Annotated in this window: 9 protein-coding genes; 1 reads left to right on the forward strand and 8 read right to left on the reverse strand. The window is 60.5% G+C overall.

Translation table 11 applies throughout. From position 1 onward, the window contains the following. Positions 1–20 precede the first annotated feature (20 nt). On the forward strand, positions 21–464 hold the full coding sequence (locus RT582_RS17795; RefSeq protein WP_003282582.1) for a MarR family winged helix-turn-helix transcriptional regulator: 444 nt from the start codon (positions 21–23) through the stop codon (positions 462–464). A 92-nt stretch (positions 465–556) separates the two neighbouring features. Here the strand turns inward: RT582_RS17795 and rpsA are convergent, their stop codons facing one another. The 8 genes from rpsA to mtnA form a co-directional block, all read right to left on the reverse strand. Continuing rightward, complete coding sequence (gene rpsA / locus RT582_RS17800; protein WP_003302488.1) at positions 557–2,239, reverse strand: 30S ribosomal protein S1; 1,683 nt, start codon at positions 2,237–2,239, stop codon at positions 557–559. A 193-nt stretch (positions 2,240–2,432) separates the two neighbouring features. Next, positions 2,433–3,122, reverse strand: coding sequence for a (d)CMP kinase (gene cmk / locus RT582_RS17805; RefSeq protein ID WP_313478931.1), 690 nt, complete (start codon positions 3,120–3,122; stop codon positions 2,433–2,435). Next, positions 3,119–5,362, reverse strand: a complete 2,244-nt coding sequence (locus RT582_RS17810) for a bifunctional prephenate dehydrogenase/3-phosphoshikimate 1-carboxyvinyltransferase (protein WP_313478935.1) — start codon at positions 5,360–5,362, stop codon at positions 3,119–3,121. The genes cmk and RT582_RS17810 overlap by 4 nt, the downstream gene beginning before the upstream one ends. Beyond that, positions 5,359–6,468, reverse strand: a complete 1,110-nt coding sequence (hisC, locus tag RT582_RS17815) for a histidinol-phosphate transaminase (RefSeq protein ID WP_313478938.1) — start codon at positions 6,466–6,468, stop codon at positions 5,359–5,361. Before hisC ends, RT582_RS17810 begins: the two co-directional genes overlap by 4 nt. Positions 6,469–6,547: 79 nt before the next feature. Further along, entirely contained in the window at positions 6,548–7,645 is a 1,098-nt protein-coding gene (pheA, locus tag RT582_RS17820) for a prephenate dehydratase (RefSeq protein ID WP_003282577.1), read from the reverse strand. Beyond that, complete coding sequence (serC, locus tag RT582_RS17825) at positions 7,645–8,730, reverse strand: 3-phosphoserine/phosphohydroxythreonine transaminase (protein WP_003282576.1); 1,086 nt, start codon at positions 8,728–8,730, stop codon at positions 7,645–7,647. The genes pheA and serC overlap by 1 nt, the downstream gene beginning before the upstream one ends. Before the next feature lie 102 nt (positions 8,731–8,832). Next, positions 8,833–11,643, reverse strand: a complete 2,811-nt coding sequence (gene gyrA, locus RT582_RS17830) for a DNA gyrase subunit A (protein ID WP_014820647.1) — start codon at positions 11,641–11,643, stop codon at positions 8,833–8,835. Between the two features lie 134 nt (positions 11,644–11,777). After that, positions 11,778–12,854, reverse strand: a complete 1,077-nt coding sequence (gene mtnA / locus RT582_RS17835; protein ID WP_041014297.1) for an S-methyl-5-thioribose-1-phosphate isomerase — start codon at positions 12,852–12,854, stop codon at positions 11,778–11,780. Positions 12,855–13,009: the final 155 nt, after the last annotated feature.

Genomic DNA, 13,009 nt, shown 5'->3' on the forward strand with positions numbered 1-13,009 from the left:
CTCACGATAAATACGTCAATATGCCTGACCTAAAAAAAAGCGCAGTGCAGCGCCAGATCATGGAGAGTTTCTTTCTCGGCTATCAGGCCTTCACGGCCAAGCCTGACGAAATGCTCGCCCGCCGCGGCCTGTCCCGTGTGCACCACCGCATTCTTTTCTTTATCGCCAGCTACCCGGACCTGAGCGTTAAGGAGTTGCTGAGCTATCTCGGTGTCTCCAAGCAGGCACTGAATACACCGCTACGCCAGTTGATCGAAATGCACCTGGTGGAGAGCCTGACTGCAGAGGATGACAAGCGAAAGCGCATGCTGCGCTTTACCGCAGAGGGGGCGAAGCTGGAGCAGGCCTTGCGCAGAGAACAGGTCCGTCTGCTTCAAAGGGCTTTCGATGATGTAGGTGAACAAGCGGTAGATGGCTGGCTCGCGGTCAACCAAGCGCTCGCTATGGAGAAAGCCAGAGGCTAGCAGCCCTCAAGAGGCGGGCCGCTTCAGCACGCCGGAATCGCGGGCACAAAAAAGGGCGACCGAAGTCGCCCTTTTTCATGAAGAACCCGAACTTAGTTCTGGTTTTCCATCTGAGCACGGATCAGATCACCAATGGTGGTCGGGCCAGTGCTTTCTACGTCCTGCTTGGTGCGCAGCTCTTTCATCGCATCCTTTTCGTCTTCGACGTCTTTGGACTTGATGGACAGGCTGATCACGCGGGACTTGCGGTCGATGCTGATGATCTTGGCTTCAACTTCGTCGCCTTCCTTCAGCACGTTGCGCGCATCTTCAACGCGGTCGCGGCTGATTTCGGAAGCTTTCAGAGTGGCTTCGATATCATTGCCCAGATCGATGATGGCGCCTTTGGCGTCAACTTCTTTCACGGTACCGCGAACGATGCTGCCTTTGTCATTGACGGCGGCGTAGTTGGAGAACGGATCGTCTTCCAGCTGCTTGATACCCAGGGAGATGCGCTCACGCTCCGGATCGACCGACAGGATGACGGTATCCAGCTCGTCACCCTTCTTGAAGCGGCGAACGGCTTCTTCACCCGGCTCGTTCCAGGAGATGTCGGACAGGTGAACCAGGCCGTCGATGCCGCCGTCCAGACCAATGAAGATACCGAAATCGGTGATCGACTTGATGGTGCCGGAGATGCGGTCGCCCTTGTTGAACTGGCCAGAGAAGTCTTCCCATGGGTTGGACTTGCACTGCTTGATACCCAGGGAGATGCGACGACGCTCTTCGTCGATGTCCAGAACCATGACTTCCACTTCGTCGCCGACCTGTACGACCTTCGACGGGTGGATGTTCTTGTTGGTCCAATCCATTTCGGAAACGTGTACCAGACCTTCGACGCCTTCTTCCAGCTCGGCAAAGCAGCCGTAGTCGGTGAGGTTGGTGACGCGAGCCTGAACACGGGTGCCTTCCGGGTAACGAGCCTTGATGGCAACCCATGGGTCTTCGCCCAGCTGCTTCAGGCCCAGCGAAACACGGTTGCGCTCGCGGTCGAACTTCAGAACCTTGACATCGATCTCGTCGCCAACATTGACGATCTCCGACGGATGCTTGATACGCTTCCAGGCCATGTCGGTGATGTGCAGCAGACCATCGACGCCGCCCAGATCAACGAACGCACCGTAGTCGGTGAGGTTCTTGACGATACCTTTGACCTGCTGACCTTCCTGCAGGGACTCGAGCAGAGCTTCGCGCTCGGCGCTGTTCTCGGCTTCCAGTACGCTGCGGCGGGAAACGACAACATTGTTGCGCTTCTGGTCCAGCTTGATGACCTTGAACTCGAGCTCTTTGCCTTCCAGGTGGGTGGTGTCGCGCACAGGGCGGACATCGACCAGCGAACCCGGCAGGAACGCACGAATGCCGTTGACGTCGACGGTGAAGCCACCTTTGACTTTGCCGTTGATGACGCCCTTGACCACTTCTTCTGCAGCGAAAGCCGCTTCCAGAACAATCCAGGATTCCGCGCGCTTGGCTTTTTCACGGGACAGCTTGGTTTCGCCAAAGCCATCTTCAACCGCGTCCAGAGCAACGTGGACCTCGTCACCCACCTTGATGGTCAGCTCGCCCTGCTCGTTGTAGAACTGCTCGACCGGGATGACGCCCTCGGACTTGAGGCCGGCATGCACGGTGACCCAGTCACCGTCGATGTCGACCACGATGCCGGTGATGATGGCACCCGGCTGCATGTCGAGGGATTTAAGGCTTTCTTCAAATAGTTCTGCGAAGCTTTCGCTCATGTTGATTCCTGCTGTTTTCAGGCGAGAATCCGCCCAATCTCCACATTCCAGACAATGTGGGTTCATTCATATAAAAAAAGGCCTGTGGGACTGGATCTGGTCTCCCACATGCCTCCTTGTTAACGGCCCCGAATGACACAGCCTGCTGGCTGCGCCTACTCAAGGTCCGTTTGGCCGCCTTTCGGCGTTCCGATCATCCAGCCAAATCGCGGTCGGCGACTTCGCTCAGAATCTTTTGCAACACCTCATCAATGGAGAGTGTAGTGGAATCCAGTTGAACGGCATCATCTGCCGGCTTCAGCGGGGCCACCGCACGTTGGGTATCGCGCTCATCGCGCTCCCGAATCTCATCAAGAAGACTCGCGAGATTAACATCATCGCCTCGTGCCTTCAACTGCAAGTAACGTCTGCGAGCACGCTCTTCCGCACTCGCGGTGAGGAATATCTTCAACGGCGCGTCGGGAAATACCACAGTACCCATATCACGCCCGTCCGCGACCAGTCCCGGCGCCTCGCGGAAGGCCTTCTGTCGCTGCAGCAAGGCGGTGCGAACCACCGGTAACGCTGCGACCTGGGATGCGCCGGCGCCAACCTGCTCGTTACGGATCGACTCGGTGACCTCCTCCCCCTCCAGAATGATGATCATGCCGTGCCCATCGCGTGCGGCACCAAACTGGACATCGAGGTGCTCGGCGAGCACCTTCAGCGCTTCTTCGTTGGTCAGATCGACCCCGTGATTGCGCGCTGCGAATGCCAGCAGGCGATACAAGGCACCGGAGTCGAGGAAATTCCAGCCAAGCCTGCCCGCGAGCAAGGCTGCAACTGTGCCTTTCCCCGAGCCACTCGGCCCATCGATGGTGATGACCGGAACGGGCCTGATCATGAATCACCCTCCGAATGTACCTGCATGCCGGCGCGCTGCGCCAAGGAGAGGAAGTTGGGGAACGACGTCGCCACGTTGGCGCAGTCATGGATTCGAATCGGGCCATTGGCTCGCAGCGCAGCCACACTGAAGGACATCGCGATGCGGTGATCGCCATGCGCCCAGACTTCACCGGAACCGATCGCACCACCTTCGATGACAATTCCGTCCGGGGTCGGTTCAGCCTTGACCCCCAGTGTCTGCAGCCCGTCCGCCATGACCTGGATGCGGTCAGACTCCTTCACCCGCAGCTCTTCGGCACCGCGCAACGTAGTACGACCTTCCGCGCAGGCCGCAGCCACGAAGAGCACCGGGAACTCGTCGATCGCCAGCGGAACCAGGTCCTCTGGAATGTCGATACCCTTGAGCTGAGCGCCACGAACACGGATGTCTGCTACCGGCTCGCCGCCCACCTCGCGCGGGTTCTCCAGAGAGATGTCGCCGCCCATCAACTTCAGAATATCGATCACGCCGGTACGGGTCGGATTCACGCCGACATGCTCGAGCACGATCTCCGAACCCTGCGCAATGCTCGCCGCCACCATGAAGAATGCCGCTGAAGAAATATCGGCAGGCACTTCAATATGAGTACCACGCAGCTTGTACCCTGGCTCGACAACCGCAGTACTGCCCTTGACGGTCACCGGATAGCCGAAACCGCGAAGCATCCGCTCGGTGTGATCACGCGTCGGAGCCGGTTCGGTTACCGAGGTCTGATCAGCTGCATACAGGCCGGCCAGTAACAGGCAGGACTTGACCTGCGCGCTGGCCATCGGCATTTCGTAATGCATGCCGGACAGACGCTGGCCGCCGCGAATGGTCAGCGGCGGACGCCCTTCCGGTGCCGTCTCGATAACGGCTCCCATCTCGCGCAGCGGCTTGGCGACGCGGTTCATCGGCCGTTTGGACAGGGACGCATCACCCGTCAACGTCGTATCGAACGGCTGCGCCGCAAGCAAACCGGACAGCAGCCGCATGGAGGTTCCTGAGTTGCCTAGGTAGATCGGCCCGGGCGGGGCCTTGAGGCCGTGCAGACCGACACCATGGACCGTCACGCGTCCCTGATGCGGACCCTCGATGACGACGCCCATGTCCCGGAACGCCTGAATGGTCGCCAGAGCATCTTCGCCCTCCAGGAAGCCTTCGACTTCCGTCACGCCCTCGGCAAGAGAGCCGAGCATGATCGAGCGGTGAGAAATGGATTTGTCGCCTGGCACACGCAGATGGCCGGTCAGGCTGCCGCCAGGGTTGGCGAGGAAAACGAGGTCATTGGAATGCATAACGTCCACATAGGCTCGGCGAGCCAGTATTTTGCTGAAATGTTCCCGGGCAGCCTTGGCGCGAGTGAAAACGCCCAACAGCTTGTGCCCGTCTCCTTCATCGACCGCGGCGCGCAGCGCGTCGAGGTCGGCACGAAAATCGTCCAGGGTATGCAGCACTGCCTCGCGGTTGGCGAGAAAGATGTCGTGCCACATCACCGGGTCGCTACCGGCGATACGGGTGAAATCGCGAAAACCACCTGCCGCGTAGCGGAAGATCTCGAGATTCTCATGGCGCTTGGCGAGCGAATCAACCAGACCGAAGGCCAGCAGATGCGGTAAATGACTAGTGGCAGCCAACACCTCATCGTGATGCGTCACCTCCATATGCTCGACATCCGCACCCAGCGCCGACCAGAGCTTGCTCACCAGGGTGAGCGCTTGAGGATCGGTATTTTCCAGCGGCGTCAAGATCACCTTGTGCCGTCGAAACAGCGTGCTGTTCGCCGCCGTCACGCCACTGAGTTCAGAGCCGGCGATGGGGTGGCCAGGCACGAACCTTGGTGGCATGTTGCCAAACACTTTACGCGCACAGCGCACGACATTGCCCTTGGCGCTGCCGACGTCAGTGATCACTGCGTCGCCCAGTTCGAGCTTCGCCAGTTCACCAAGCAGCCGCTCCAGCGCAAGGATAGGCGTCGCAAGCTGAATTACGTCAGCCCCATGACAAGCCTCTGCAAGCGTCGCGGCGCAGCGATCCACCACGCCCAGTTCGACCGCAAGCTCACGCGAGCGCGCATCCAGATCGAAGCCGACCACCTCGCGACAAAGGCCTGCCTCACGCAAGCCCTTGGCGAACGAGCCGCCAATCAGGCCAAGGCCGATCACAACCAGGCGATTCACAATCGGCGAAGGCTGTTGCGCGTGACGAGCGTGATTCACTGAGCGAGTACCTGGCGCAGCACATCGAGAAAACGTGCATTTTCCTGCTCGGTACCAATTGAGATACGCAGGAATGTTGGCATACCGTATCCGGTCACAGGACGCACAATCACCCCTTCGCGCAACAGCGCCTGATTGATCGGCGCAGCGTCACGGGCGAAGTCCACCGCGATGAAATTGCCCCGCGAAGGGATCCACTCCAGTCCCAGCTGACGGAAACCCGTTTCCAGCTGAAGCATCCCGGCATCATTCGCCTTGCGGCTGGCAAGCAGGTAATCGACGTCATCCAGCGCTGCGCAAGCCGCTGCCAGCGCCAGACTGTTCACGTTGAATGGCTGCCTGACGCGATTCAGCACATCGGCGATCACCGGCGAACAGATCGCGTAGCCAACCCGCAACGCAGCAAGCCCATAGGCCTTGGAGAAGGTGCGCAAAACCAGCAGGTTTGGATAGTCGGCCAGAAATGCCAGACCATCCGGCAAGTCCTGCCCTTCGGCGTATTCAATGTAGGCCTCGTCCAGCACCACAAGGACACTCTCCGATACGCGCGCTAGAAATCCACCAAGCGCAGCGGCATCGAACCAGGTTCCGGTGGGATTGTTGGGGTTGGCGATGAAAACCACTCGGGTGTTTTCATCAACGGCAGCCGCCATTGCGTCGAGGTCGTGGCCCCAGTTCCTGGCCGGTACGGCACGCCCCTCGGCCCCGACCGCCTGCGTCGCAATCGGATAGACAGCAAAGGCGTGCTCACTGAACACGGCGTTGAGCCCCGGCGCCAGATAGGCGCGCGCAACCAGCTCAAGAATGTCGTTGGAGCCGTTGCCCAGGGTGACCTGATTGATGCCGACGGAATAGCGTTCGGCGAGTCGCTGCTTGAGCGCGAAACCGTTGCCGTCTGGGTAGCGGGTCAGCTCCGGAAGCTCAGCCCTGATCGCATCAAGTACTTTCGGGCTTGGCCCCAGGGGGTTCTCGTTGCTGGCGAGCTTGACGATTCCAGCGGGGTCCAAATTCAGCTCGCGCGCCAGCTCGTCAACCGGCTTGCCCGGCACGTACGGTGACAGCTTCTGTACCCCTGGCTGCGCCAGGGTGAGGAAATCACAACTCATAACAAGACCTCAGGCTGCAGGCTTCGGGCGACAGGTACAAGCCGGTCGCCTGCCCCACTGCCGCGACCTGAAGCCGCAATTAAAGAACCGCTTTGGGGTAGGAACCCAACACCTTAAGGGCCACAGCTTCCTGACCGAGCCTCTCCAGTGCATCCTTGATCAACGGATCCTGATGGTGGCCCAGGAAATCGATGAAGAACACGTAGGTCCACTTGCCGCTGCGCGACGGCCGCGTTTCGATTCGAGTAAGGTCGATGCCGTTGGCATGGAACGGCACCAGCAGCTCGTGCAAGGCGCCTGGCTTGTTGCGCATCGAAACGATGATCGAAGTCTTGTCGTCGCCGGTCGGGGGCACTTCCTGACTGCCGATGATCAGGAATCGCGTGGAGTTGTCCGGGCGATCCTCAATCTTCTCGGCCAGCTTGGTCAGGCCATAGAGCTGCGCAGCCATGTCGCCGGCGATGGCCGCCGAATTCCACTCGCTCTTGACCCGCTTGGCTGCATCCGCATTGCTGGAAACCGCCACCCGTTCGACATTCGGATAATGCGCATCAAGCCACTTGCGGCACTGCGCGAGCGATTGTGCATGGGAATAAATGCGCGTAATGCGATCGGTCTTGGTCGTCTCACCCACCAGTAAATGGTGGTGGATACGCAATTCCACTTCGCCGCAGATCACGATGTCGTGCTCGAGGAAGCTATCCAGCGTGTGATTGACTGCACCTTCGGTGGAGTTCTCCACCGGCACTACGCCGAAATTCACCGCCCCCGCCACGACTTCGCGGAACACCTCATCGATGGCGGCCATTGGCGTACTGATGACCGCATGGCCGAAATGCTTGAGCGCCGCAGCCTGGGAGAAGGTACCTTCCGGGCCGAGATAGGCAACCCGGAGCGGCTGCTCCAAGGCCAGGCAGGACGACATGATCTCGCGAAACAGCCGTGCCATTTCCTCGTTGTCGAGCGGCCCGCGGTTAAGTTCCATGATGTGCTTGAGCACCCATGCCTCGCGCTCGGGGCGATAGAAGACTGCCGACTCACCCTCGGCCAGCGCCGCCGTCTTGACCCGCGCGACTTCCTGAGCGCAGCGAGCGCGCTCGCTGATCAGATCGAGAATCCGTTCATCAAGGCTGTCGATTCGAACCCGCAGGGCCTTCAGCTGATCGGCATCGCTCATCAGCCGTGCTCCTTCTCGAACTCGGCCATGTAGGCCACGAGCGCTTCGACCGCGTCCAGGCCGACGGCGTTATAGATCGAAGCGCGCATACCACCCACGGAGCGATGCCCCTTGAGGTTCAACAGACCACGCGCGTCAGCGCCGGCCAGAAACGTTTTGTCCAGGCGCTCATCGGCCAGGCGGAACGGGACATTCATCCACGAACGCGCGGTGACAGCTATCGGGTTGGTGTAGAAATCGCTGGCATCAATGGCACCATAGAGCATTTCTTTCTTGGCGCGGTTGCGCTGCTCCATCGCCTCGACGCCGCCCTGCTCCTTCAGCCACTCGAAGACCAGCCCCGACAGGTACCAGGAAAACGTGGCCGGGGTGTTGTACATCGAGCCGTTATCCGCGGCGACCTTGTAATCAAGCATGGTAGGGCAAGCAGAGCGCGCGCGACCGAGCAGATCTTCACGAACGATGACGACCACCAGCCCGGACGGCCCGATGTTCTTCTGCGCGCCGGCGTAGATCAGGCCGAACTTCGAGACGTCGATGGTCCGCGACAGAATGTCCGAGGACATGTCGACGACCAATGGCGTGTCGCCGAGATCCGGGATCCAGTCGAACTGCAGGCCGCCGATCGTCTCGTTGCTCGCGTAGTGAAGGTACGCCGCGCGCTCGCTCAACTGCCAATCGTTCTGCCCCGGAAGGGCGAAGTAATCGAGGGATTTTGCGCTGGCCGCCACGTTGACGTTACCAAAACGACGCGCCTCTTCGATCGCCTTGCGCGACCAGATGCCGGTGTCGATGTAGTCGGCAACGCCATCTTCCGGCAGCAGGTTCAGCGGAATCTCGGCAAACTGCTGGCTGGCGCCCCCCTGCAGGAAGAGCACCTTGTAGTTCGAGGGAATCGCCAGCAGGTCGCGCAGATCCTGTTCGGCCTTTTCGGCGATAGCGGTGTATTCGTCGCTGCGGTGACTCATCTCCATGACTGACAGGCCCTTGCCATGCCAGTCGAGAAGCTCTGCCTGGGCGCGCTGAAGGACGGCTTCGGGAAGCGCAGCCGGACCGGCGCAGAAGTTAAAGGCGCGTTTGCTCACTGCTGTTCTCTCGCTCTTGCTCGATATTGAATCCCGGGATGCGGCGACCGGTACCTCTACCGTCCGCCGCGCTACCACCTGATTGCGGATTGCTTTCGCCGATCAGTCTTCGTCGTCTGTCGGCACCACATCAGGAGATACGTCGCCAGCCCCGCCGAGCAGTTCATCCTCGCTCGGCTCAGTGCTGAGTACAGGCATTTCCTTCTCGAGAGCGTCGTCATCGAGCAACGCTTCGATGTCTTCCAGCACGTCTTCCTCGGATGGCTCCTGCACACGCTCCAGACCAACCAGATGCTCGCCCTTGCTCAGCTTGATGAGGGTGACGCCCTGAGTATTGCGACCCAGCGATGACACCTCGTCGACGCGGGTCCGGACCAGCGTGCCCTGATCGGAGATCAGCATGATCTCCTCGCCCTCGAGCACCTGCACGGCACCGATCAACGGGCCGTTACGCTCGTTGGTGACCATGGCGATGACGCCCTGACCACCGCGACCGCGGCGTGGAAACTCTTCCATCGCGGTGCGCTTGCCGTAGCCACGCAAAGATGCGGTAAGGATCTGTGCACCCGATTCCGGAATCAGCATGGAGATGATGCGCTGCCCTTCGGGCAGACGCATACCGCGTACACCGCGGGCATTGCGGCCCATGATGCGAACCTTGCTTTCCTTGAAACGGATGACCTTGCCGCCGTCGGAGAACATCATCACTTCCTGGGCACCATCGGTGACAGCCGCAGCGATGAGGGTGTCGCCTTCTTCCAGCTTGAGCGCGATCAGGCCGGACGTACGCGGACGGCTGAACTGCACCAGAGGTGTCTTCTTGACCGTGCCATTGGCGGTAGCCATGAAAATGTAGGAGCCGGTCGGCTCGTCTTTCTCGTCGCTGTCGGCGTCATCGCTTTCGACGTCGTCCGCATCATCGTGCTCGATGACCAGGCCTTCTGCTTCGTCCAGGTCGTCCTCACCTTCGGCGGCCTGCTTGCGCAGCGCTTCCAGATCGACCTGAAGCATGGCGGTGATGCGCTCGCCCTCATCGAGCGGTAGCAGGTTGACCAGCGGGCGGCCACGCGAAGTGCGAGATGCTTCGGGAATCTCGTAGGTCTTCAGCCAGTACACTTTGCCCTTGCTGGAGAACAGCAGCAGCGTGGTGTGACTGTTGGCAACCAGCAGATGCTCGACGTAATCCTCTTCCTTCACACCAGTCGCAGCCTTGCCGCGACCACCACGGCGCTGCGCCTGGTAGGCGGCCAGCGGTTGCGACTTGGCATAACCACCATGAGAGATGGTGACGACGCGCTCTTCTTCGGTGATCAGGTCCGCCAGCGTCAGGTCCAGACGCGACTCGAGAATCTCGGTGCGCCGTGCATCGCCGAAATCGCGCTTCACGCCTTCCAGTTCTTCGCGGATGACTTCCATCAGGCGAACCGGATTGGTCAGGATGCGGATCAGCTCGCCGATCTGGGTGAGGATTTCCTGGTATTCGCTGAGCAGCTTCTCGTGCTCGAGGCCGGTCAGGCGGTGCAGACGCAGATCAAGAATCGCCTGCGCCTGCTCCGGCGACAGAAAGTACTTGCCGTCACGCAGGCCAAACTGCGGATCGAGGCCTTCCGGGCGGCAGGCATCAGCCCCTGCGCGCTCGACCATGGCTTCAACGGCGCTCGATTCCCAGGCAGTGGAAATCAGCGCATCCTTGGCCTCGGCTGGAGTTGGCGAAGCCTTGATCACCGCAATGACCGGATCGATGTTGGACAGCGCGACCGCCTGCCCTTCAAGAATGTGCCCACGCTCGCGCGCCTTGCGCAGTTCGTAGACCGTACGGCGGGTAACGACTTCGCGACGGTGGCGAACGAAGGCTTCCAGCAGCTCTTTCAGGTTCAGCGTGCGTGGCTGGCCATCGATGAGCGCAACCACGTTGATACCGAAGACGCTCTGCAGCTGGGTCTGGGCGTATAGATTGTTGAGGATCACCTCTGGCACTTCGCCGCGGCGCAGCTCGATGACCACGCGCATGCCGTCCTTGTCGGACTCGTCACGCAGCTCGGTGATGCCTTCGATCTTCTTCTCTTTCACCAGCTCGGCGATCTTCTCGATCAGCCGTGCCTTGTTCAGCTGGTAAGGCAGCTCGGTGATGACGATCTGCTGGCGGCCGCCGACCTTGTCGATATCTTCGATATCGGCGCGAGCACGGATATAAATGCGGCCACGGCCGGTGCGGTAGGCCTCAATGATGCCAGCACGGCCATTGATGATACCGGCAGTGGGGAAATCGGGGCCCGGGATGAACTGCATGAGTTCGTCGATAGTGATATCGGCGTTGTCGATCAGCGCTAGGCAACCATCGATCACTTCGCCCAGGTTATGCGGCGGGATGTTGGTCGCCATGCCTACCGCAATACCGCTGGAGCCGTTCACCAGCAGATTGGGAACCTTGGTCGGCATGACCGCCGGGATCTGCTCGGTGCCATCGTAGTTGGGCACCCAGTCGACGGTTTCCTTTTCCAGGTCGGCCAGCAGCTCATGGGCCAGCTTGGCCATGCGCACTTCGGTGTAACGCATTGCCGCAGCGCTATCGCCGTCGACCGAACCGAAGTTGCCCTGACCGTCGACCAGCATGTAGCGCAGCGAAAACGGCTGCGCCATACGCACGATGGTGTCGTATACCGCCGAGTCACCGTGCGGGTGGTACTTACCGATCACGTCACCGACCACACGGGCGGATTTCTTGTACGGCTTGTTCCAGTCGTTGCCGAGTTCGCTCATGGCGAACAGTACGCGGCGGTGTACCGGTTTCAGGCCATCGCGCGCGTCCGGCAGCGCACGGCCAATGATCACGCTCATGGCGTAATCAAGGTAGGACTGCTTGAGCTCGTCTTCGATATTGACCGGGAGGATTTCTTTGGCCAGTTCGCCCATGGAAGCCTGGTTCCTTATAGTCAGCAGGGTCCTGTAATAAGCGCGGGATGGTAACACAGACGGCTGCTATAAGCTGAGCCTTGCACGGAGCAAAACCGGCTTGCACAGCACACCCGAGCGCGACCGATCGTTGCTCAGTGCAGCCGTTTGCGGCTCATCAACTCGGCCATCTTCGCGGCACTTGGCCGCTCGACCACGCCTTTCTCGGTGACGATGGCATCGATGAGATCGGCCGGCGTCACGTCGAACACCGGATTGAATGCCTCGACATCAGCCGCGAAGCGCCGACCGTCGACCTCAAGCAGCTCGCTGCCGGCGCGTTCCTCGATCTGGATCTCCTCGCCGCTCTCCAGCGCCATGTCGATGGTCGAACTCGCCGCCACCACCATGAAACGCACGCCGTGGTGCATCGCCAGGACCGCAAGCTGGTAGGTACCGATCTTGTTCGCCACATCGCCATTGGCGGTGATGCGATCCGCACCGACGATCACCCAGGAGATGCCCCTGGATTTCATCAGATGAGCAGCCGCCGAGTCCGCATTCACCATGGCCGGAACGCCATCACCGAGCAGTTCCCAGGCCGTCAGCCGGGAGCCCTGCAACCAAGGCCGGGTCTCATCGACGTATACCCGCTCCACCAGACCCTCGAGATGCGCCGCCCGGATGACCCCGAGCGCCGTACCGAAACCGCCGGTCGCCAGGGCGCCGGTATTGCAATGGGTGAGCAGGTTCTGCGGATTGCCCTGATGACGGCGGATGAGGTCGACGCCAAACTGCGCCATCGCCAGATTTGCCTCGCGATCGCTGTCATGGATGGAGATGGCCTGGGCTTCCAGCGCTGCATACGGGTCTTCACCCGGCTTGAGGCGATCCAGTCGTTCGCGCATCTGGTTCAGAGCCCAGAACAGATTGACTGCGGTGGGACGGGAATCGGCCAGCACCTTGAAGTCTTCCTCCAGGGCCTGCCGCCAATCACCGCCGTCGGCGATACGGGCACGCACGGCAAGGACCAGGCCATAGGCTGCGCTGATTCCGATTGCCGGCGCGCCGCGCACGACCATATCCCGAATCGCCGCAGCGACCGACGCCGCAGAATCATGGCTGCACCAAATCTCTTCGACGGGAAGCTTGCGCTGATCGAGCAGGTTCAGGCGCCCGTCCAGCCATTCGATCGACTTAACCTTTTCCGCAGCCAACAAACGCTCGCGCATGGCATTTCCCTCGTTCAGCTTCGTCGACACAGGACCATCATGCGCCCCGAACAGCAAAGAAAAAGCCCGGATCGCGGGCGAACCGGGCTTTCCAATCTCGATATGGCCGGGAAGCAGCAAACATGAGCACTGCGGCCTCTTATCCCGGGCGCGAA

It is taken from the genome of Stutzerimonas kunmingensis (assembly GCF_032106285.1).
In the GTDB taxonomy this organism is placed as follows: domain Bacteria; phylum Pseudomonadota; class Gammaproteobacteria; order Pseudomonadales; family Pseudomonadaceae; genus Stutzerimonas; species Stutzerimonas kunmingensis_B.

Coding starts and splice junctions, on each gene's coding strand:
- mtnA (WP_041014297.1), bottom strand. CDS start 12,854: ATGCGCGAGCGTTTGTTGGCTGCGGAAAAGGTTAAGTCGATCGAATGG.
- hisC (WP_313478938.1), bottom strand. CDS start 6,468: ATGAGTTGTGATTTCCTCACCCTGGCGCAGCCAGGGGTACAGAAGCTG.
- cmk (WP_313478931.1), bottom strand. CDS start 3,122: ATGATCAGGCCCGTTCCGGTCATCACCATCGATGGGCCGAGTGGCTCG.
- pheA (WP_003282577.1), bottom strand. CDS start 7,645: ATGAGCGATGCCGATCAGCTGAAGGCCCTGCGGGTTCGAATCGACAGC.
- RT582_RS17795 (WP_003282582.1), top strand. CDS start 21: ATGCCTGACCTAAAAAAAAGCGCAGTGCAGCGCCAGATCATGGAGAGT.
- gyrA (WP_014820647.1), bottom strand. CDS start 11,643: ATGGGCGAACTGGCCAAAGAAATCCTCCCGGTCAATATCGAAGACGAG.
- rpsA (WP_003302488.1), bottom strand. CDS start 2,239: ATGAGCGAAAGCTTCGCAGAACTATTTGAAGAAAGCCTTAAATCCCTC.